Source organism: Streptomyces sp. NPDC001406, from assembly GCF_042895285.1.
GTDB lineage: Bacteria > Actinomycetota > Actinomycetes > Streptomycetales > Streptomycetaceae > Streptomyces.
This window is the reverse complement of sequence record NZ_JBIAWG010000002.1, coordinates 343,880-366,587: the sequence shown is the minus strand read 5'-3', so window position 1 is coordinate 366,587 and position 22,708 is coordinate 343,880. Positions and strand designations below refer to the sequence as shown.

Sequence of the window (22,708 nt, the reverse complement as noted above, 5' to 3'; positions counted from 1 at the left end):
GGTGAGGCTCGTACGCGCCTCACCGGGCTTGGGCCGAGTGATTACTCGAGGCCGGCAGCCTTGCAGGCCTTGGCGAACTCGGCGGTGCAGATGTCCTGGACCGTGTACAGCTGGTCCTTGATCACCGTGTCCTTGATGTTGGCCTTGGTGACCGACACCGGGGTCAGCAGCTGCGAGGGCACCTTGTCGCCGGAGCCGCTGGTCAGCTCCTGGTTGGCGAGGGACTTGATGTCCTTGCCCTGCAGCAGGTTGACCGCGAGCTGGGCGGCGGCGTCCGCCTCCGGCTTGAAGGCCTTGTAGACGGTGGAGGACTGGGTGCCGGCGACGATGCGCTGGATGCCCGCGAGCTCCGCGTCCTGACCGGTCAGCGGGATGCCGCTGATGCCGGCGCCCTTCAGCGTGGTGGCGATACCGCCGGCCATGCCGTCGTTGGCGGCGTAGACGCCCGCGATCTTCTTGGCGCCCAGCTGGGTGATGGCCGCCTTCATCTTCTGCGCGGCGACGGTGTCCTTCCAGAGGCCGGACTGCTCGTAGGCGATGTCGACCTTGCCGTCGAGGATGTTGTGGGCACCCTTCTTGAACTGACCGGCGTTCGGGTCGGCGTCGTCACCGTTGATCATGACGACCTTCGAGCTCTTGGTGGCCTTGGAGCCGAGCGAGTCGAGCAGCGCCTGACCCTGGAGCTCGCCGACCTTGACGTTGTCGAAGGAGACGTACGCGGAGACCGGGCCCTGGGCGAGGCGGTCGTACGCGACGACCTTGATGCCCTTGTCGACGGCGGTCTGGATGGAGGACTTGATGGCGGCCGAGTCCTGGGCGCTGATCACGAGGACCTTGACGCCCTTGGTGATCATGCTGCTGACCTGCTGGGCCTGCTTGGCCGCGTCACCGGCGGCGTTCGCGTACTCGACCTTGCAGTCCGAGCAGAGCTCCTTGACCTTCGCCTCGAAGAGCGGGTGGTCGAACTTCTCGTAGCGCGCGGTCACGCTGTCGGGGAGCAGCAGACCGATGGTCTTGCCGCCGGAGGAGCTGTTGCTGCTCGACGAGTCGTCCTTCTTGTCGCCGGCCTTGCCACAAGCGGCCATGGACAGTGCCATCGAAACCGCGGCCGTACCGATGACGACTCTGCGCATCGTTGCGTTCATTTGGGGGTGCCTCCCTGACAGGGCCGCAACGCTGCGGCCGAGGTGGCTCGAAGTCAACTCGGCCGCAAGTTCGACGTCAAGAAGTAAATACTTAACGAGATGGCAACGGCGTCATGCGTTCTCTAAGTGAAGGCAGGTGCCGCGGCGGTCAGACTTCCGTCCAAAAGGGTTGAATCGCCCATCTCGCTGAGGGCGAGAGCGAGCGCGCCGAGCACCTCCGCGCGACCTCCGAGCGCCCCTGGGAGCACGGAGAGCCGACGGGCGGCACTGGGGATCGCATAGCGGCTCACGGACTCCCTGATGGGCCCCAGAACCAGCTCTCCGGCCTCCGCGAGATCACCGCCGAGGACCACCCGGCTCGGGTTCAGCAGATTGCAGAGATTGGCCACTCCGCTGCCGATGTGGCGGCCGACGTCGGCGATCACCCGACGGCAGCCCGGATCGCCGTCCCTGGCCAGTCGCACGACGCCTTCCATGGTCAGGTCGGTGCCATGACTGGACTGGAGCAGCGGGAGCACATAGCGCGCGGCCGCGAACGTCTCCAGGCAGCCGCGGTTGCCGCAGCGGCAGACCGGGCCGGACTCATCCAGGGTAATATGCCCGATTTCGCCCGCTGTGCCGCCCGGGCCGCGATAGATCTTCCCCTCGATCACCAAGCCGGCGCCGACACCGCTCGCGACCTTGATGTAGGCAAGATCACGAACCCCCCGGCCGCTGCCCCAGACCAGCTCGCCCAGGGCGCCCAGGTTGGCGTCGTTGTCCACGTGCACCGGCACGCCGAGCCGCCCCCGCAGCTCCTCGGCGGGTCTGGTGCCGCTCCAGCCCGGCAGGATCGCGGACGAGCCGAGCGTGCCGGACTCCAGATCGATCGGGCCGGGTACGCCCAGACCCACGCCGGCGATCTTGGACCGATCCACTCCCGTTGCCCCGATCAGGCGGTTGACCAGCTGTTCCGCCCGGTCGAAGCCCTGTGCCGCGGAGGCGTCCACATCCAGCGGCTCGGACTCCTCGGCCAGTACCTGATGGGCCAGGTTGCCGACCGCGACCCGCAGATGCGTATGGCCGAAATCGACACCGATCACAATGCCCGCGTCCCCGCTCAGGGAGACGCTGCGGGCCCTGCGGCCACCCGCCGACGTGGGCGTGACCTCGACCGTTCCGCCGTCCTTCAGTTCCCGCACGATGTTGGAGACCGTTGCTGCGGACAGGCCCGTGGTCCGTGCGATCTCCGCCTGCGTGAGCGACCCGGCGAGTCGTACGGCGCGCACGACCCTCTCCAGGTTGGCTCGGTGCAGTGACGACTGCGACCCCGGAGTCTCCACGACGACCTCCTGCGCACGGGACCGCCTCGGCGAGGTCCCGTCTATGTCCAACTAGTGAACTCTAAGCTGAGCCGTTCGGGTCGGCTCCCGTCAAGAGGTTGAACTGTTTCCGGGGTCTTGCCCACACGACCGCGCGCCGCCCCCGAACCCGGGAACGGCGCGCGTACGGACCGTTTCGAAGCGCTACGCCGAGCGCCTGTGAACAGGCACTACTTCAGGGTCGCCGAGGTCAGTCCGGCCTGCACCTGACGCTGGAAGGAGAGGTACACGACCAGCATCGGGATCATGGCGATCGTCACGCCCGCGAAGAGAACGGGCAGGTCAGATGCGTATCCCTGCTGTTGCTGGAGCTGGATGAGGCCCTGGGTGAGGACATAGCGCTCGGGGTCCGAGCCGCTCTGCGGCTGCATGAGGACCGTCGGCAGGATGAACTGATTCCACTGGCCCAAAGTGTTGAAGATCCCGACGCTGATCAGGCCCGGCTTCGCCATCGGAAGCATCACCTGGAAGAAGGTCCGGGTGTGCGAGGCGCCGTCCAGGATCGCCGCCTCGAAGACCGCCGTGGGCAGGGTCCGGAAGAAGGCGTGCATGAAGAACACGGTGAACGGCATCGAGTAGGCGATGTAGACCAGGATCAGGCCCTGGTAGGTGTTCAGCATGTCCAGCCGTTTGACCATGAAGAACAGCGGGACCAGGGCGAGGAACACCGGGAACATCGCGCCGGCGACGAAGAAGTAGTAGAGGAGCCGGTTGCCCCAGAACTGGTAGCGGGCCAGGACGTACGCGGCCATCGAGCCGAAGAGCATCGTCAGCGGCACGCTGAACACCAGCACGATGACCGTGTTCAGGAAGTAGTCGCCGATGCCCTTGTTCCAGGCGCGGTGGAAGACGTCGAAGGACCAGTTGTGCGGCCAGCCGAAGGCCGAGCCGCCGATCTGCGCGTCGGTCTTGAAGGAGCTGATCACCAGCCAGAGCAGCGGCAGCACGATCAGCAGGGCCCACAGGGCGAGGAAGCCGTGCGAGAAGACGTTCAGGACGATGCCCTCGCCGCGCTGCTCGCCGGGACGTGCGGAAACCTTGTCGACGGGCCGCTCGGCGGGAACGGCCTCGGTCTCCTTCGAAGGTGCGCTCATGTCGTCGTATCTCCCGCTCAGAACTCGACGCGCTCGCGGCGGGTGGCGCGCAGCATGACCACGGACAGGACCAGGGTGAGCACCAGCATGACCACGCCCATGGCGCAGGCGTAGCCGCTCTTCCCGAAGTATTGGAAGTTGCGCATCATCACCGTCGACATCACGTCGCTGTGGTGATCGGGGCCGCCGCCGTACGCGCCCATGTTCTGGGTCATGGAGGAAACCAGGACGAACATGTCCATGGCGACGATACCCAGATAGACCCACGCGGTCTGCACGGTGTCCCACAGCAGGGGCAGGGTGATGCGGAAGAAGGACTGGTTGCGGCCCGCGCCGTCGATGAGGGCGGCCTCGTAGATGTCCTTCGGAATGGACTGCATGGCGGCCGAGAACAGCACCAGATAGAAGCCGACGCCGTGCCAGACCACGGCGGCGATCAGCATCCACAGCACCAGGTTGGGCTCGTTGAGCCATTCCACCGGATTGTCGGTGTCGACCAGTCCGAGTTTGATCAGGAAGCCGTTGAGAAGGCCGCCGCCGTCGCTGCGGTACACCGCGTTGAACAGCACCGCGACGATCGCCAGCGACAGCACCTGGGGGAAGAAGTAGACGATTTTGTAGAACCGGGATCCGGCGACGCCCTGCACTCCGCCCGCCCTGCTGCGGCCGCCCGCGTTCACCATGAAGGCGAAGAACAGGGCGAGCAGAATGGTGATCACCGGGATGAAGATCAGGAACAGGATGTTGTGCCAGATGGCCTGCATGAAGACGTCGTCCTGGAACAGCGCCTTGTAGTTGTCCAGTCCGACGAACTTGAAGGTCTGCGACTGGCCCTTCCAGTCGGTCAGCGAATAGCCGAACGTCTGGATGTACGGCCAGATCACGAAGATCACATAAAGCGCCACGGGCACGAAGAGAAATCCCGCGACGAATCTGTACTGCCCTTTGCGCATTGGCCTTCCTGCCCCTGGTGTCCTCCCCCGGGCCGGATCGCTCCGGCCCGGGATACGGCGTGCGGTCAGTCCCGGTGGTTCTTCTTGGAGGCCGGGTCCTTCGCCTGCTTGTCGACCGCGGCCTGGCACCGCTTCAGCCACTCCTTCGGCTGGATGCGCTTGGCCATCAGCTCGTTGGACGCGGCCTCGATGGCGGCACCCATCTCGCTGTACCACTCCGTGTAGAGGTACCGGAAGGTGTTGTCACCGGCCGCCTTGGACGCCTCGACCGTGGACTGGGTGCCCGGCCGGAGCTTGACGCTGGGGTCGACGCCGTCCTTGAGGATGGTGAGCGAGTTGGCCTCCTTGGCGAACAGCGTCGACCACTCCTTGGAGAGCATGTGCCGCATGAACTCCTTCGCCCCGGGCAGGTTCTTCGCCTTCGCCGGGATGATGAAGGGCTCACCGGAGCCGGCCCGGATCGCCTCGAACGGCAGCTTGCTGCCGGGCAGCAGCGGCATCGGCATGAACTTCATGTCGAAGTCCGCGGGCGTCTGCTTGAGCTGCTCGTTCTCCAGCCAGGAGCCGCAGGTGATGAAGGCGGCCTTGTACTGGTTCCAGCGGGTCTGGGACTCGGTGTGGGTCAGGCCGTTGGTACCGGGCATCAGCAGGCCCTTCTCGACGACCTCGTAGATCGCCTCGACACCGGCCTTGGCCGCGTCCGAGCCGACGAACGCCTTGGGGTCGAGGTTGTCGATCGCCTTCATCGCGTCCAGACCGCCGGTCTTGGCGATCAGGTCCATGATGGCGACGTTGATGTAGTACGGGTACTTGCCCTGGTGGGCCAGGCCGCCGATGCCCTGCTTCTTGGCGTCCTGACAGATGGTGAGGAAGTCGGCCCAGGTCTTGGGCTCCTCCCAGCCCTTCTCCTTGAAGAGCTTGCCGGAGTACCACAGACCCCACACGGTGTAGATGTAGTTGAGGGCGACGATCTTGCCCTCCTGCATGCCCGCGTCCAGGGTGCCGGGGATGATCATGTCCCGGACCTTCTTGGCCGGGTCGTCGACCGACGGGGCGTCGAGCACCGCGGCGAGGTCGAGCAGCTGGCCGTTCTTGTAGAGGACGTCGACCTTGATCTGCTGGGCGCCGGAGTCGTCCACGATGTCCGGCGGGTTGCCGGCGTTGAAGCGCGGCTGGAGCTTGCCCGTGATCTCCTGGGTGCCGGTGTGGGTGGAGGTGATGCCGAGCTTCTTCTGGTAGTCCGACTCCCACGCCTTGGCGTAGTCGTCGCCGTAACCGCCCTTGAAGATGACGACGTCGAGCTTGCCGCCCTTCTTCACGCCGAACGGGTTCGACTTGGACGTCTTGCCCTGGTCACCGCCGTCGTTGGAACTGTCGCCGCCGCCGCTCGCGCAGGCGGACAGGAAGCCCGCCGTCGGAATGGTGAGCAGACCGAGTGCGGCGGACCGCTTGATCAGATCACGGCGGCCTACACCCTCGGCACCGTGGTTCGCTGCGGATTGGGATCCCATGCTCAAGTCCTCGCCTTCTCCAGGACTCAGGCGGTGAACCGGATCCTCCCCGGCACCGCGGTCGGGTAGCGCTGGGTCGTGCAGGAAACGCCGACAGGTATAGTCCACTTCCGGCCGACGGAGCAAGATCGAACGCAAGGTTGGCCATGGGTCTTTTCCGAGTTGAGACCTCACGGAAATATGAGCCACCTGTGACCGCGCCGCCGGAAAAGTCCGCGACATAGGCCCCTGAATGCCACACCCAAAACCCTTGACATCAACGGCCACTTGGCCACCTACTGGATCCTGCGCACGAATTTGACAACGTTGTCTGAAGCCCGCGCAGGGAGGGAACCCGTTTTGTTGCAGCGGAGAACTCGGCACAGATTCGGTACGGCGGCCGTGCTCACGGCCGCCTTCGCCATGGCGGTGGCCTCGCAGGGAGCCGCGGTCGCCCGGCCCGCCCAGACGCCCGCCGCCGACCGGGAGTTCGCATCCTCGTTCGAAGCTGATGACCCGGCGCCGGACTGGCTGAACACCGTCGACACGGAGCCGGACGGGAGCAAGCGCGCCTCGGGCGTCGACGGCGGCTACAGCACCGGCATCCCGGGCAATGTGACCGACCATGTCACCGATGTACGGGCGAGCGCCGAGAACTCGGGCGCGGGCGAGGTGAAGGAGAACCTCGTCGACGGCGAACCGGGCACGAAGTGGCTGGCCTTCGAGCCCACCGGCTGGGTCGAGTTCGACCTGGACAAACCCATCGAACTCATGACGTACGCGCTCACGTCGGCCAATGACTACGACGAGCGCGACCCGAAGGACTGGACCCTTAAGGGCTCCACGGACGGCAAGGACTGGAAGACCCTCGACACCCGCTCCGGCGAGGCCTTCTCCGAACGCTTCCAGACCAAGTCGTACGACCTCGCCCAGCCGGCCGAGTACCGGCACTTCCGGCTCGACATCACGAAGAACAACGGCGCCTCGGACATCGTGCAGCTCGCCGATGTCCAGTTCTCGACGGGCGGCAGCACCGGCCCGGTCCCGCAGGACATGCTCTCCCTCGTCGACCGCGGCCCGAGCGGCTCGCCGACCGCCAAGGCCCGCGCCGGCTTCACCGGCACCCGGGCCCTGCGGTACGCCGGGCGGCACACGGGGGCCGGCCACGCGTACTCGTACAACAAGGTCTTCGACGTGAACGTGAAGGTCGGCCGGGACACACAGCTGGCGTACCGGATCTTCCCGTCGATGGCCGACGGCGACCGCGACTACGACGCCACGAACGTCTCCGTCGACCTGGCCTTCACCGACGGCACCTATCTGAGCGGCCTCGGCGCGAGGGACCAGCACGGCTTCCCGCTCTCCCCGCGGGGGCAGGGCGCGGCCAAGGCACTGTACGTGAACCAGTGGAACAACGTGGCCTCGCGCATCGGCTCGGTCGCCGCGGGCAGGACGGTCGACCGGATCCTGCTGGCCTACGACTCCCCGGACGGTCCCGCCAAGTTCCGCGGCTGGATCGACGACGTGGCTCTGCGACCCATCGCCCCGGAGCCGCCCAGGGCGCATCTGTCCGACTACGCGCTGACCACCCGCGGCACCAACTCCAGCGGCAGCTTCTCGCGCGGCAACACCTTCCCGGCCACCGCCCTGCCGCACGGCTTCAACTTCTGGACGCCGGTGACCAACGCGTCCTCGCTGAGCTGGCTCTACGAGTACGCGCGCGCCGACAACGACGCCAACCTGCCGACCATCCAGGCGTTCAGTGCCAGTCATGAGCCCAGCCCCTGGATGGGCGACCGGCAGACCTTCCAGCTGATGCCGTCGGCCGCCGCCGGCACCCCGGACACCGGCCGCACGGCACGGGCACTGGCCTTCCGGCACGAGAACGAGACGGCACGGCCGTACTACTACGGCGTACGGTTCGAGAACGGGCTCAGGGCCGAGATGACCCCGACCGACCACGCCGCCGCGCTGCGCTTCAGCTACCCCGGCGACGACGCGAGCGTGCTCTTCGACAACGTGACCGAGCAGGCGGGCCTCACCCTCGACAAGGACCACGGGATCGTCACCGGCTACTCCGACGTGAAGTCGGGCCTGTCCACGGGAGCGACCCGGCTCTTCGTGTACGGGCAGTTCGACAAGCCGGTGACGGACGGCGGCTCCAGCGGTGTCAAGGGCTATCTGAGGTTCGACGCGGGCGCGGACCGCACCGTCACCCTGCGCCTGGCGACCTCGCTGATCAGCATCGACCAGGCGAAGGACAATCTGCGCCAGGAGATCCCCGACGGCACCTCCTTCGACACGGTGAAGGCACGCGCCCAGCGGACCTGGGACCGGCTGCTCGGCAAGGTCGAGGTCGAGGGTGCCACCCCGGACCAGCTGACCACGCTGTACTCCAGCATGTACCGGCTGCATCTGTACCCCAACTCCGGCTTCGAGAAGGTGGCCGGCAAGGACCAGTACGCCTCCCCGTTCTCCCCCATGCCGGGCCCGGACACGCCGACGCACACCGGCGCGAAGATCGTGGACGGCAGGGTGTACGTCAACAACGGCTTCTGGGACACCTATCGGACGACCTGGCCCGCCTATTCGTTCCTGACACCCAGTCAGGCCGGTGACATGGTCGACGGGTTCGTGCAGCAGTACAAGGACGGCGGCTGGACCTCCCGCTGGTCCTCCCCCGGCTACGCCGACCTGATGACCGGCACCTCCTCCGACGTCGCGTTCGCGGACGCATACGTCAAGGGCGTCCGCTTCGACGCGAAGGCGGCGTACGACGCGGCCCTGAAGAACGCCACCGTCGTCCCGCCGGCCTCGGGCGTGGGCCGCAAGGGCATGAGCACCTCGCCCTTCCTCGGCTACACCAGCACCGACACGCACGAGGGCCTGTCGTGGGCGATGGAGGGTTACGTCAACGACTACGGCATCGCGAAGATGGGCGAGGCCCTCTACGAGAAGACCAAGGAGAAGCACTACAAGGACGAGTCCGAGTACTTCCTCAACCGCGCCCAGGACTACGTCGACCTCTTCGACTCCAAGGCGGGCTTCTTCCAGGGCCGTGACGCCAAGGGGAACTGGCGCCTGGACTCGTCGAAGTACGACGCGCGGGTGTGGGGCTACGACTACACGGAGACCAACGGCTGGGGCTATGCCTTCACCGCCCCGCAGGACAGCCGGGGCCTCGCCAACCTCTACGGCGGCCGCGGCGCCCTGGGCGACAAGCTCGACGAGTACTTCTCCACCCCGGAGACCGCCTCCCCCGACTTCGTCGGCTCCTACGGCGGCGTCATCCACGAGATGACCGAGGCACGGGACGTGCGGATGGGCATGTACGGCCACTCCAACCAGGTCGCGCACCATGTGATCTACATGTACGACGCGGCCGGCGAGCCCTGGAAGGCGCAGCAGCACGTCCGCGAGGCGCTCTCCCGCCTCTACACCGGCAGCGAGATCGGGCAGGGCTACCACGGCGACGAGGACAACGGCGAGCAGTCGGCCTGGTACCTGTTCTCCTCGCTCGGCTTCTACCCGCTGGTCATGGGCAGCGGTGAGTACGCCATCGGCTCCCCGCTGTTCACGAAAGCGACCGTGCACCTGGAGAACGGCCGGGACCTGGTGATCAGGGCACCGAGGAACAGCGCGAAGAACGTGTACGTACAGGGCCTGACCGTCAACGGCCACCCCTGGACGTCGACTTCGCTCCCCCACTCGCTGCTCGCCAAGGGCGGGGTGCTGGACTTCCGCATGGGCGCCAAGCCCTCGGCCTGGGGCACCGGCAAGAACGCGGCCCCGGTCTCCATCACCCGGGGCGACAAGGTCCCGACGCCGCGCGCGGACGTGCTGAAGGGCGACGGCGCCCTGTTCGACAACACGTCGGCGACGGACGCCACGGTCACCTCGGTGGACCTGCCGGTGGGCGGCGCCGCCAAGGCCGTCCAGTACACGCTGACGTCCTCCGCGGACCGCAGCAAGGCACCGGCCGGCTGGACGCTGCAGGGCTCGGCGGACGGCACGACCTGGCAGACCCTGGACCGGCGCACGGGAGAGTCGTTCGCCTGGGACCGGCAGACCCGGGCCTTCACGGTCACCGCACCAATCTCGTACGCGAAGTACCGCCTGGTCCTGGACGGCGAGGCGACGCTGGCGGAGGTGGAGCTGCTGGCCTGACCCGTTCCACCGTGAGACAGTCGGCCCATGCAGGAGACGCAGGAAGCCCACCGGCTCCTCGCTGCATGGGCCGCCGTCGTCCGCGGACTGGACGAGGGCTATGGATGGTGCGCGCCGGAGTTCGGCCACGACATCTGGTGCCGCACCCGGCTGGCCCGGCTCTGGCCGGTGCTGCCCGCGGAGATCCGCACCGCCCAAAAGCCCTTGCTCGACCGGATCGACGAACAGTTCCGTGCCGCGACCGTCCCCTGGCCCGGCCGGGAGGGGGAGCGGGGCTTCGGCTGGTGGCACCGGCGTGTGCCGCGGCTGCTGGAGTCCGAGCCCGGTGAGGTGCTCGACGGTGGCTGGCCGCTTGGCTGGGAGATGATGCCGTTCCCCAAGCCCGATGAGGTCCGGGTCGTCGTGCCGTGAGAAGAGCGTGAGAAGAGGCCGCCCCCGAAAGAACCGGGGGCGGCCTCGTGCGCCGGGGCGGCCGACGGGATGCTCAGCCCACCGCGAGGGTGAACACGTGCAGATCCGTGTCGTCCGGGAGCTTCACGCTCCTGATGGTCTTCCCGGACGGCGCCTCGAACGGCTTCGTCGCGAAGACGTACGTCGCCACCGGGTCCTTGTCCGCGCCCGCGACATTGCGGTACGCGCTCTTGGCGACGACCTCGTTGCCGTACTGGACGGTTCCGCCGCCTCCGCCGACGGTCCAGTCGGTGAAGGAGAGGTCGACGGCCTCGGTGCTGCCGTCGGTGTAGGTGACGGTCGCCTTCTTCTGCTGGTTTCCGTTGACCCCGCTGCCGATGAAGGACAACTTGGCGGCCGGGGTGGGCAGTTCGACGCTCTGGCCGGCCGCGGCGGCGTTGTCCTGGCGGCCGGTGGGCGAGTTCGGCCAGGTGAAGGTGAGCCCGCCCACCGTCCCCTGCCCGCCGGGGGTCAGACCCGCCGCAGCGAGGGCCTGGCGGGAGTAGCTCCAGCCGCCGCCGTCGTAGTCGGCCTCGTCGTGATCGCCCTCGTCGTCCGAGACGCCGGTGTTGTTGTAGGCGGCGAGGAGGGTGCCGGGGGCGGCCACGGTCAGCGCGACCGGCTGCCCGTAGGAGGTGTCGCCCGAGGTCACTGTGACCTTGACGTCGTAGAAGCCCTGGCGGGCGCTGTCGGCCGCGGAGAGGGTGATCTCCTGCGAGCCGTCGGTGACCGTGCCCTCGGCGGGCGTGGCCGTGATGCCGTCCGGGGTCTCGACGCGGAAGCGGACCTCGGGGCCGGTGCCGCCGCTCAGCGACAGGGCGTGGATGCCGAGCTTCGTGCTGCCGCCGGGGGCGACGGTCGCCGCGGTCGGGCCGACGCCGATCTGGTACGGCTGCTCGCCCTCCCGGAACGACGGGGGCGGGGTGGAGGCACCCCAGGCCCGGTTCGGGGCGGCGGAGAGCGTGTAGTCCAGGCGGCCGCCGTCACGCACGAAGGAGGCAGGGAGCCAAGGCCGGTCACTGGTACGGCCGTCGACCTTCAGGGACTGGATGTACGGCGCGTCGGCGGCCGCTCCTTTCGCGCGGATCGAGATGTCGTTCCCCTGCGGACGGTCGATCTCGACGCGCTCGAACAGCGGTGACGCGAGGACGAGTTCGGCGCGGGAGGGGACCTGCGGGTACATGCCGAGCGCGGAGAAGACGTACCAGGAGGACATGGCGCCGAGGTCGTCGTTGCCGGGGATGCCGCCGGGCCGCGTCGACCAGAGCTGCCTCATCGCCGCGCGGACCGTCTCCTGCGTCTTGTACGGGGCACCCGCGTAGTCGTAGAGGTAGGGGACGTTGAGGGACGGCTCGTTGTCCAGCTCGGACTTGGCGCCGCCGCTGCCGGTGAAGGCCCAGCTGCCGTCCGCGTTGTGGAAGAAGTCGTCGAGCCGGGCCAGCGCCTTGTCCGTGCCGCCCATCACCGCGAACAGGCCGGCCGGGTTGTGCTGGACCATCCAGGTGTACTGGGCGGCCGTGCCCTCGACGAACCCGTTGCCGGTGTCCGGGGTGAAGCCGGTGACCCAGCTGCCGTCGGCCTTGCGGTTGGCGATGTAGCCGCCGGTGGGGTCCGCGGCGATGTTGAAGTTGTTCTGCCACCACTGGGCGCGCCGGGCGAAGGCCGCCGCCGTGTCCTTCTCCCCCGCCGCCGCGGCGAGCCCGGAGAGCGAGAAGTCGGCGGTGGACATCTCCAGGGTCTCGGCCGCGCCGCCCCAGGCGTTGGACACGGACGGCATGTAGTGGTGGGAGAGGTACTTGTCCAGGGAGGGGCGCTGCCCGACCGACAGCACCGGCTTGCCCGCGGCCGACAGGTCCTTGTCGGTCGGTACGGTCGCCGCCTTCACCAGTGAGTCCAGCGCGCCCCGCAGGTCGAAGCGGGTACCGCCGAACGCGTGGATACCGGCCAGGGCGGTGGGCGACGGGTCGCCGTTCATGACGTGTGTGCCGCTCGCGCCGTGCAGCCAGCGGTCCCAGATGCCGCCGTTCTGCCGGGCGAGTTCGTACAGCGACTGGGCGATGTCCGAGCCGGTGCGCGGGTCGAGGAGGGTGAGCAGTTGCACCTGGTCGCGGTAGACGTCCCAGCCGGAGAACGTGCCGTACTGGGCCCGGTGACCGCGGCCCACCCGGTGCACCTCGTCGTCGCTGCCCCGGTATCTGCGGTCGGCGTCGCTGATCACGTTCGGGTGCAGCAGGGAGTGGTAGAGGGCGGTGTAGAAGGTGGTGCGGTCCGTGTCCGTGCCGCCGCCGACCCGTATGGCGCCCAGCCGGTGGCGCCAGGCCTGCCGGGCCGCGGCCTCGACCGAGTCGAAGGAGCGGTACGACGGGTTCTCGGCCGCGAGGTTCGCCTCGGCGCCCGCCCGGCTCACGTACGAGATACCGACCTTGACGTTCACCGGCCCGATTCCGGGCGCGAACTCGACGTACGCGCCCGCGCCCTTGCCCGCGACGGGCCGCCCGCCCTCGGCGAAGCCGCCCGTGCCGCCGGAGGCCGTCGTGGCTCCCGGCTCCAGCCGGTCGTCCTGCCAGGTGCCGGTGGATGTGAAGGCGCGGTCGAAACGGGCGGTGAAGTAGAGGGTGTAGTAGGCGCGTTGGCCCTCCGGATCCAGGTAGCCGCAGAAGTCGCCGGAGGTGACGGAGCCGGAGACGGTGCGGGTCGCCGGGTCGATCGTGACCGTCGAATCGGCCGACCCCACCTCGGAGTTGGCGGTGCGGACGAGCAGCGAGGCCGGCTTGTCCGCCGGGAAGGTGAAGCGGGCCGAGCCGGTGCGCGCGGTCGCGGTGAGGTCGGCGGTGACGCCGGAGGCGAGACCCACCTTGTAGTGGCCGGGTTCGGCTCTCTCGTCGGTGTGGCTGAAGTCGGAGGCGTAGACGGCGTCCTTGGTGTCGCTCGCCGGGGACGAGGTGACCTTGCCCGCGTACGGGAAGAGCGGGATGTCCCCGCTGCCGCCCGCACAGCCCGTGCCGGACATATGGGTGAGGCTGAAGCCGCGAATCCGGGTGGCGTCGTACTGGTAACCGCCGGGTGCGGCGGTGCGCATGGCGTCGCCCCTGGTGTTCTCGGGGCTCCAGGAGAGCATGCCGAACGGCACGACGGCACCGGGGAAGACATTGCCGCCGTTCTTGGTGCCGATCAACGGATCGACGTATGCGGTGGGGTCCTTGACGAGATCGGGCGGTTCGGCGGTCGCCGCCAGGGCGGGGGTGCCGCCGCCCACCGCGAGTACCGCGGCGAGCAGCAGTGACGTGGGACGAAAACGCATGACGCGGCCCCTCCTCCTTCGGACGGGTCGCGCATCACAGGTCGCACAAGCCGCAGGGACAGTAACGCGCGTCGGCAGTACCACGGAAGACCGCGTGCACCACTGCCGACGCGCCCCGGGATCACTCTGGTGGGTGATCCCAACTCGCTTGACATCGTTGTCGGTTGGGGCGGTAGAGTCATGCACAGATCTGATAGACAACGTTGTCGCCATCGCGGCGTCGACACAAGCCACGCTCCACCCGGGCGGGCCGCACCCCCCTCGCCCGCCCGGCTCGCGGACCCGGTGTGCACCGCCACCGGGTCCGCCCAGAGCGACTCAGCCGACCCGGCAGGGCAGAGTCGTCGCACTGTCACCGCCGGAGCCCTGGACGACGTAGCCGAACGTCGCGCTCTGACCCTGACTCAGCGAGCCGTTCCAGTCGGTGTTGTGGACCATCACGTCCTGCCCGCGTAGATGACGTGCCGCCCGGCCTTGCCGACGGGTTTGGCTCATGACACCAGGCTGGAATCCAAATCCCGATGCGCGCACCGGCCGTCATGTCGTCTACAACCTGCATGCCCACTTGGCGCTGGTCACCAAGTACCGGCGCAGGGCCATGACCGGTGAGATGCCGATGTGCTGCGAAGAGATCATGCGAGAGGTCGGCGAGGACTTCGAGGCCGAACTGAAGCAGTTCAACGGCGAAGAGGGCCGCGTGCACCTACTCGCGCACCACCCGCCCAAGGTCCGGCTGCCCAAGCTGGTCAACTCCCTCAAGGGCCTCTCCGCCCGGCTGCTGCGCAAGGAGTTCGACGCCCACGTCCGCCACTCAGCCGAGGCCAGAGCAGTCTGGCCCTGCCGCAAGAGGCCGAGTGCGGTAATCGCGGACGCCCCGCGATTCAGGGACCGCTCAGTGTTGTCGTAGGCATGACAGTTCCACCTTCATCATGTGGACGGTCGAAGGCCGTGCCGAAGGTGTGCGGATGCGCGCCGAGGGGCGCGTGGGGCGGGAGCGGCCCGCACGGCGGGTTCCGGTCCACCGGGTGGGAGCGCTCCCACCCCACTCTCCTGCGAAAGTAGCGCGGACTGCGACAGCTGTAAACGCCCGATACGCAGGGGCGGGTGACCCCCCAGGAGGCAAGGCAAGTTTCCGGTAAGAAATTCTGGTGAGAAAAGGGGCTTTCTGTGAAAAAGGGGCGGCAGCGGCGCCCGTGAAGGGGATGACGCTGTCCGTACATTGGACCGGGCCATAGCCAGGGGGAATCGCCGGTGCTACAAATGTCGCATGGCGGACCGATTCGCCCGGTTTCGACGCTTCTCCTGGCGCTCGCTTGCCGGCAAGAGCCCGCGCAGCGTCGCCGGGCAGGTCTTTGTACTGCAGCTGACGCTGGTCGCGTTGCTGGTGGTCGGTGCCGTCTTCGCCCTCGTCCTGCAGTCGGAGCGGGACACCAGCACGGAGGCCAAGCGCCGCTCCGTGGCCGTCGCGCAGACCTTCGCGCACTCCCCGGGCGTCCTGGAGGCGCTGAAGACCAAGAAACCGTCGAAGGTGCTCCAGCCGCTGACCGAGGCGGGACGTAAGTCGGCGGGCGTCGACTTCATCGTGGTCATGGACACCAAGGGCATCCGCTACACCCATCCCCTGCCGGACCGGATCGGCCATCGGTTCGTGGGACGGATCGAGCCGTCGCTGGAAGGCAAGGTCTACACCGAGAGCGTCCACGGCCCGCTGGGCCATGAGGTGCAGGCGACCGTGCCCATCGAGAACGCCGACGGCAAGGTGGTCGCCCTCGTGTCCGCGGGCATGAAGGTCAAGAACGTGACCAGCGAGGTGAACCGGCAGCTGCCGATCATCCTCGCCGCCGGAACCGGTGCGCTCGTGGTGGCGGCCGGCGGGACGGCGCTGGTGGGCCGGCGGCTGCAGCGGCAGACCCACAGCCTGGCGCCGGACGAGATGACCCGCATGTACGAGCACCACGACACGGTGCTGCACTCCGTACGGGAAGGAGTGCTGATCGTCGGTGAGGACGGGCGGCTGCTCCTCGCCAACGACGAGGCGAGACGGCTCCTTGAGCTGGCCCCGGACGCGGAGGGGTGGCACGTGTGGGAGCTGTCCGACCTCGAACCCGACATGGTGGACCTGCTCGTCTCCGGGCGCGAGGCCACCGACGAGGTGCACTTCGCCGGGGAGCGGCTGCTCGCGGTCAACCAGCGGCCCACGGACCGCGACGGCGGCCCCAGGGGAACCGTGGTGACGCTCCGCGACTCCACCGAGCTCCAGGCGGTGTCCGGCCGCGCGGAGCTCGCCCGGGAGCGGCTCAAGCTGCTGTACGACGCGGGACTCAGCATCGGCACCAGCCTCGACGTGCTCCAGACCGCCGACGAGCTGGCACAGGTCGCCGTCCCCCGCTTCGCCGACTTCGTCACCGTGGACCTCGCGGACGCCGTCATCCACGGCGAGGAACCGGCCCCCGCGGCGACCGACATGCGGCGGGTCGCCGTGTGCGGCATCCGGGACGACCATCCGCTCTACGAAAAGGGCCGGCTGATCGACCTCGTGCCCTCCACACCCCAGGCACGCGGCTATGACACCGGCCGCTCCGAGCTGGTGACGAACCTGTCGGACGCGCCGGACTGGCGCGCACAGGACCCGGAGCGCGCGCGGGAGATCGTCGCGTACGGCATCCACTCGCTCATCTCCGCGCCGATCCAGGCCCGCGGCGTGGTGCTGGGCATGGCCTACTTCTGGCGCTCCAAGCGGCACGAACCCTTCGACGAGGAGGAGCTGTCGCTGGCGGAGGAGCTGGTCGCCCGTGCCGCGGTGAACATCGACAACGCCCGCCGCTACACCCGCGAGCACGCCCTGGCGGTCACGCTCCAGCGCAGCCTGCTGCCGCGGGCCCTGCCCGAGCTGAGCGCCCTGCAGGTCGGCTACCGCTACATCCCCGCCCAGTCGGGCGTGAGCGGCGACTGGTTCGATGTGATCCCGCTGCCGGGGAACCGGGTGGCGCTGGCCGTCGGCGACGTCGTCGGGCACGGTCTGCACGCCGCCGCGACGATGGGGCGGCTGCGGACCGCGGTGCACAACTTCTCCACGCTGGACCTGCCGCCGGACGAGCTGCTGAGCCACCTGGACGACCTGGTCGGCCGCATCGACCAGGACGAGGCGTGCGCGGAAGCCTTGGAGGTCGTGGGCGCCACCTGCCTGTACGCGATCTACGACCCCGTGAGCCGCCGCTGCGCCATGGCACGCGCGGGACACCTGGCACCCGCGCTGGTCCACCCCGACGGCACCGTCACCTTCCCCGACCTGCCCGCCGGACCCCCGCTCGGCCTGGGCGGCATGCCCTTCCAGACGGCCGAGGTGGACATCGCGGAGGGCACCCAGCTGGTCCTGTACACCGACGGCCTCATCGAGGACCGTGCGCGCGATCTGGACGTGGGCATGGAGCTGCTGCGCCAGGCATTGGCGGGCCACCCCGACCGGTCTCCCGACGAGAGCTGCCGGGCGGTGGTGGAGGAGCTGCTGCCCGGGCGCCCCAAGGACGACGTCGCCCTGCTCATCGCACGCACCCGGGCACTGCCGTCCGACCAGGTCGCCGACTGGGACGTGCCGCGCGATCCGGCCGCCGTGTCGGGGATGCGCAGCGCCGTCTCCGAGAAACTGGACGAGTGGGACCTGTCCGAGCTGGGCTTCGGCATGGAACTCGTCCTGAGCGAGCTGATCACCAACGCCATTCGCTACGGCTCCGAGCCGATCCATGTACGCCTGATCCAGGACCGCACGCTGACCTGCGAGGTGTCCGACGGCAGCAGCACGTCGCCGCATCTGCGGTACGCCGCGACGACCGACGAGGGTGGCCGCGGCCTGTTCCTGGTCTCCCAGATGGCCGAGCGCTGGGGCACCCGGTACACCCCGCAGGGCAAGGTGATCTGGGCCGAACTGGCCCCACCGGACCTCGACGAGGTCGGTCTGCTGGACATCCCGGAGGACCTCTTCCCGGACTGACCCACGACCGGCGAGCGCGGCGAGCGGCGAGCAACGAGAGCGTGACGCGGGACCGTGATCCGGGCCGGTGCTCACCGCAGTGAGGCCCTGGGCCGGCACGTCGGCGCGTCCGCCCCCGAGTCGCCGGCCGACGGGAGCACGACCGTGAACTCCGTGCGGCCGGGCTCGCTCCGCACGTCGATACGCCCCCCGTGCGCCGCCGTGACGGCCGCCGCGATCGCCAGCCCCAGCCCCGATCCGCCTTCCACCGCCCCGGCCCGGGTGCGGGAAGTGTCCGCCCTGGTGAAACGCTCGAAGACGGACGGAACGAGCTCCGGCGGGATGCCGGGGCCGTCGTCGTGGACGCGGATGACGTGCTGGGTGGGAGTGGACCGGACGGAGGCGGTCACCGTCGTGCCAACAGGTGTGTGCACACGCGCGTTGGCCAACAGCTTGGCCACCACTTGTCGGAGGCGGGCCTCGTCGCCCCTGACCAGTGCGGGGGTGTCCGGGGAGAGGCCGAGTTGCCAGACATGGCCCGCGCCCGCGGCCCGTGCGTCCCACACCGCCTCGGCGACCAGCGCGGCGAGGTCCACCTCGGTGCTGTGCAGCGGGCTGCCCTCGTCGAGGCGGGCGAGCAGCAGCAGGTCCTCGACCAGTTCCGTCATGCGCGCCGACTCGGCGAGGACCCGGCTCCAGGCGAGGTCGGGGGCGACACGGTTCATCAGCTCGGCGTACCCGGCGATGGAGGCGAGCGGGGTGCGCAGTTCGTGACTGGCATCGGCGACGAACCGGCGCATGCGTTCCTCACCGCGCCGCCGTTCGGCGAGCGAGGCCTCGACGTGGTCGATCATCCGGTTGAGGGCGGCACCGACCTGCCCGGCCTCGCTGCCTGGGTCGGTGTCGCGCTCGGGGACCCGGGGCAGCCCGCTGACCCGGCCGTGGCCGAGCGGTACCCGGGAGACCTCGACGGCGGTGGCGGCGACCCGGCCGAGCGGGCGGAGCTGGCGCCGGATGACGACCGCGCAGACTGCGCCCGCGAGGGCCAGTCCGGCGGCGCCGACGACCGCCTCGATCTCGACCAGTGTGCCGAGCGTGGCCCGGACGTCGTCCATGGGCAGGCCGGTGAGCACGCGGATGCCGCTCGCGTCGAGGGCGGTGACCCGGTAGGTGCCGAGTCCGGGCACCGTCCGGGTGTGCAGCGAGCCGTCGGGGCGGATGCCGGTGAGGGCGGCGCGCTGGGCGGAGCCGAGGGTACGGGGGGCCGCGTCCCGGGTGACGACCGCGGCGGAGACGAGGTGCCCGGCTGCGTCGAGCCGGGCGGCGAGCAGGCCCTCGGTGTGGCCGCCCTCGCCGAGGAAGGCGAGGTCGGCGGGGAGTTCGGGGTGCAGCGCGGCGCCGCCCACGCTGCGCTCGGCGGCGTCGCTGACCCGGTCGTCCAGGTTGCCCATGAGATAGGCGCGTTGGGCGAGGACGGTGGTGAGGGCGAGCGCGGCGCACACGCACACGAGGGTGGCGGTGACGAGGACCAGGAGGCGTGTGCGCAGCGAGCGGGCCCACGGGCGGCGGCTCATGTACCGATCCTGTCCCGGTTCGCTGGGGGAAGCCTGTGTTCCGTCTGAGCGTGGGTGATGACCTTCGCACTGCCTTCGTGCTGCCTTCGTGCTGCCTTCGTGCTGACCTCTATGCGGCCCTTCGCCGTACCCGGCCCGGACATGGCGAAGGGCCGCACCCCCGTCACCGGGGATGCGGCCCTGTTCCGCCGTGCGCTGCCGCTTACTTGCGGATCAGGTTGCGCAGGACGTACTGCATGATGCCGCCGTTGCGGTAGTAGTCGGCCTCACCGGGGGTGTCGATGCGGACGACCGCGTCGAACTCGACACCGGTGTCGGTGGTGACCTTGACCGTGCGCGGGGTGGTGCCGCTGTTCAGCTCGGTGACGCCGGAGAAGGAGAAGGTCTCCTCACCGGTCAGACCGAGGGACTCGGCGGAGGCGCCCTCCGGGAACTGCAGCGGCAGGACGCCCATGCCGATGAGGTTCGAGCGGTGGATGCGCTCGTAGGACTCGGCGATGACGGCCTTGACGCCGAGCAGCGCGGTGCCCTTGGCGGCCCAGTCGCGGGACGAGCCGGAGCCGTACTCCTTGCCGGCCAGGACGACCAGCGGGATGCCCTGCTCGATGTAGTTGCGCGAGGCGTCGTAGATGAACGACACCGGCGCGTCCGCCTGGGTGAAGTCGCGGGTGTAGCCGCCCTCGGTGCCCGGCGCGATCTGGTTGCGCAGGCGGATGTTGGCGAACGTACCGCGGATCATGACCTCGTGGTTGCCACGGCGGGAGCCGTAGGAGTTGAAGTCACGACGCTCCACACCGTGCTCGGTGAGGTACTTGCCGGCCGGGGTGTCGGCCTTGATGGCGCCGGCCGGGGAGATGTGGTCGGTGGTGACCGAGTCGCCCAGCTTGGCGAGCACGCGGGCACCGGCGATGTCGCTGACCGGGGCCGGCTCCATCTCCATGCCCTCGAAGTACGGGGGCTTGCGGACGTAGGTCGACTCGGCGTCCCACTCGAAGGTGTTGCCGGTCGGGATCGGCAGGGACTGCCACTGGGCGTCGCCCGCGAAGACGTCCGCGTAGGACTTGTTGAACATGTCCTCGCCGATGGCGTTCGCCACGACGTCGTTGACCTCGGCCTCGGTCGGCCAGATGTCGGTCAGGTAGACCGGCTTGCCGTCCTGGTCGGTGCCGAGGGCATCCCTGGTGATGTCCACCTTCATGGAGCCCGCGATGGCGTAGGCGACGACCAGCGGCGGGGAGGCCAGGTAGTTCATCTTGACGTCGGGGTTGATACGGCCCTCGAAGTTCCGGTTGCCGGAGAGGACCGAGGTGACCGCGAGGTCGTGGTCGTTGACGGCCTTGGAGACCTCCTCCGGCAGCGGGCCGGAGTTGCCGATGCAGGTGGTGCAGCCGTAACCGACCAGGTTGAAGCCGACCTTGTCGAGGTACGGGGTCAGACCGGCCTTGTCGAAGTAGTCGGTGACGACCTTCGAGCCCGGGGCGAGGGTGGTCTTGACCCACGGCTTGCGGGTCAGGCCCTTCTCCACGGCCTTCTTCGCGACGAGCGCGGCGGCGACCATGACGTACGGGTTCGAGGTGTTGGTGCAGGAGGTGATGGCCGCGACCGTCACCGCACCGTGGTCGATCGTGTAGGTCGTGCCGTCGGGGGCGGTGACCTGGACCGGGTTGGACGGCGCGCCGTTCGGGTGGACGGCCGGGGAGTCGGAGGCCGGGAAGGACTCCTCACCCGCCTCGTCGGCGGTGGTGACGTAGTTCAGGACGTCGGTCTTGAACTGCTCGGCGGCGTTGGCGAGGACGATACGGTCCTGCGGGCGCTTCGGGCCGGCGATGGACGGGACGACCGTCGACAGGTCCAGTTCGAGCTTCTCGGAGAAGTCGGGCTCGGCCTGCGGGTCCAGCCAGAGGCCCTGCTCCTTGGCGTACGCCTCGACGAGCGCGACCTGCTGGTCGGAGCGGCCGGTCAGGCGCAGGTAGCTCAGGGTCTCGCCGTCGATCGGGAAGATCGCGGCGGTGGAGCCGAACTCCGGCGACATGTTGCCGATGGTGGCGCGGTTGGCGAGCGAGGTGGCGGCCACGCCCTCGCCGTAGAACTCGACGAACTTGCCGACGACACCGTGCTTGCGGAGCATCTCGGTGATGGTGAGCACGAGGTCCGTGGCCGTCGTGCCCGGCCGCAGCTCACCGGTCAGCTTGAAGCCGACGACGCGCGGGATGAGCATGGAGACCGGCTGGCCGAGCATGGCGGCCTCGGCCTCGATGCCGCCGACGCCCCAGCCGAGGACACCGAGGCCGTTGACCATGGTGGTGTGCGAGTCGGTGCCGACCAGGGTGTCCGGGTAGGCCTGCCCGCCCCGAACCATGACGGTCCGCGCGAGGTGCTCGATGTTCACCTGGTGGACGATGCCGGTGCCCGGCGGGACGACCTTGAAGTCGTCGAACGCGGTCTGGCCCCAGCGCAGGAACTGGTAGCGCTCGCGGTTGCGGCCGTACTCCAGGTCGACGTTCTGCTTGAAGGCGTCGCTGGTGCCGAACTTGTCGGCGATGACGGAGTGGTCGATGACCATCTCGGCCGGGGAGAGCGGGTTGATCTTCGCCGGGTCGCCGCCGAGCGCCGCGACGGCCTCACGCATGGTCGCGAGGTCCACGACACAGGGGACACCGGTGAAGTCCTGCATGATCACGCGGGCCGGCGTGAACTGGATCTCCTGGCTGGGCTGGGCCTGCGAGTCCCAGTTGCCGAGAGCGCGGATGTGGTCGGCGGTGATGTTCGCGCCGTCCTCCGTGCGGAGCAGGTTCTCCAGCAGGACCTTGAGGCTGTACGGCAGCCGGGCCGAGCCCTCCACCTTGTCCAGCCGGAAGATCTCGTACGACTCGTCGCCCACCTGCAGCGTGCTGCGGGCGTCGAAGCTGTTCGCCGACACGACAGTCTCCTTCATTGATGTGCGCGTACTCACCACGATCCTGCCGCCACGGCATCTGGGCCAATCCGCTAAGGTAAGGCTAAGTTAGGTAACCCTTACCAGGGTGGCGGCTGCGGTGCTCCTCGCCAGATATCTCGATGTCGAGATAACTCTAGTACACAGGGGCCGAATGGTCATGCCCGGACCGAATCCACCGCCCCGATATTCAGTGGCATGGCCCACACGGCCCACACGGGATGTTCTTCGCAAATCAGTACGCAAGACTCCTGTGCGATATGACCTGATG

Annotated in this window: 12 protein-coding genes and 1 pseudogene; 4 read left to right on the top strand and 9 right to left on the bottom strand. The window is 68.8% G+C overall.

Annotation, left to right across the window (positions count from 1 at the left end):
- Positions 1-41: 41 nt before the first annotated feature.
- From ACFY1J_RS05740 to ngcE, 5 genes are all read right to left on the bottom strand, one after another.
- Complete coding sequence (locus ACFY1J_RS05740) at positions 42-1,145, bottom strand: sugar ABC transporter substrate-binding protein (RefSeq protein WP_390707429.1); 1,104 nt, start codon at positions 1,143-1,145, stop codon at positions 42-44.
- A gap of 122 nt (positions 1,146-1,267) precedes the next feature.
- A complete protein-coding gene (locus ACFY1J_RS05735) occupies positions 1,268-2,467 on the bottom strand; it encodes an ROK family transcriptional regulator (protein ID WP_363294381.1) in 1,200 nt (399 codons plus the stop codon).
- A 209-nt stretch (positions 2,468-2,676) separates the two neighbouring features.
- Positions 2,677-3,600: a carbohydrate ABC transporter permease gene (locus ACFY1J_RS05730; RefSeq protein WP_390730736.1), complete on the bottom strand. Its 924-nt coding sequence runs from the start codon at positions 3,598-3,600 to the stop codon at positions 2,677-2,679.
- Positions 3,601-3,617: 17 nt separating this feature from the next.
- On the bottom strand, positions 3,618-4,553 hold the full coding sequence (locus ACFY1J_RS05725) for a sugar ABC transporter permease (RefSeq protein WP_316752706.1): 936 nt from the start codon (positions 4,551-4,553) through the stop codon (positions 3,618-3,620).
- Positions 4,554-4,618: 65 nt separating this feature from the next.
- A complete protein-coding gene (ngcE, locus tag ACFY1J_RS05720; protein ID WP_390707431.1) occupies positions 4,619-6,064 on the bottom strand; it encodes an N-acetylglucosamine/diacetylchitobiose ABC transporter substrate-binding protein in 1,446 nt (481 codons plus the stop codon).
- A 402-nt stretch (positions 6,065-6,466) separates the two neighbouring features.
- Between ngcE and ACFY1J_RS05715 the strand changes: the two genes are divergently transcribed.
- Entirely contained in the window at positions 6,467-10,210 is a 3,744-nt protein-coding gene (locus ACFY1J_RS05715; RefSeq protein WP_390730840.1) for a GH92 family glycosyl hydrolase, read from the top strand.
- A 27-nt stretch (positions 10,211-10,237) separates the two neighbouring features.
- Positions 10,238-10,621 carry a hypothetical protein gene (locus tag ACFY1J_RS05710; protein ID WP_390707432.1) on the top strand — a complete coding sequence of 128 codons (384 nt, stop codon included), beginning with the start codon at positions 10,238-10,240 and terminating at the stop codon, positions 10,619-10,621.
- Positions 10,622-10,694: 73 nt separating this feature from the next.
- Here the strand turns inward: ACFY1J_RS05710 and ACFY1J_RS05705 are convergent, their stop codons facing one another.
- Positions 10,695-13,961 carry a GH92 family glycosyl hydrolase gene (locus ACFY1J_RS05705; protein WP_390730735.1) on the bottom strand — a complete coding sequence of 1,089 codons (3,267 nt, stop codon included), beginning with the start codon at positions 13,959-13,961 and terminating at the stop codon, positions 10,695-10,697.
- A gap of 318 nt (positions 13,962-14,279) precedes the next feature.
- Positions 14,280-14,411 (bottom strand): annotated as a pseudogene (locus ACFY1J_RS05700) (cellulose binding domain-containing protein); the annotation flags it as partial.
- A 43-nt stretch (positions 14,412-14,454) separates the two neighbouring features.
- Here ACFY1J_RS05700 and tnpA point away from each other — a divergent pair.
- Both tnpA and ACFY1J_RS05690 read left to right on the top strand, forming a co-directional pair.
- Positions 14,455-14,868, top strand: coding sequence for an IS200/IS605 family transposase (gene tnpA, locus ACFY1J_RS05695; protein ID WP_390707434.1), 414 nt, complete (start codon positions 14,455-14,457; stop codon positions 14,866-14,868).
- A 360-nt stretch (positions 14,869-15,228) separates the two neighbouring features.
- The gene (locus ACFY1J_RS05690; protein ID WP_390707435.1) at positions 15,229-17,949 is read left to right on the top strand and encodes a SpoIIE family protein phosphatase; all 2,721 of its coding nucleotides are present in this window, start codon (positions 15,229-15,231) and stop codon (positions 17,947-17,949) included.
- A gap of 71 nt (positions 17,950-18,020) precedes the next feature.
- Here the strand turns inward: ACFY1J_RS05690 and ACFY1J_RS05685 are convergent, their stop codons facing one another.
- Both ACFY1J_RS05685 and acnA read right to left on the bottom strand, forming a co-directional pair.
- Positions 18,021-19,502, bottom strand: coding sequence for an ATP-binding protein (locus ACFY1J_RS05685; protein ID WP_390730734.1), 1,482 nt, complete (start codon positions 19,500-19,502; stop codon positions 18,021-18,023).
- Positions 19,503-19,704: 202 nt separating this feature from the next.
- Positions 19,705-22,422, bottom strand: a complete 2,718-nt coding sequence (gene acnA, locus ACFY1J_RS05680; RefSeq protein WP_390707436.1) for an aconitate hydratase AcnA — start codon at positions 22,420-22,422, stop codon at positions 19,705-19,707.
- Positions 22,423-22,708: the final 286 nt, after the last annotated feature.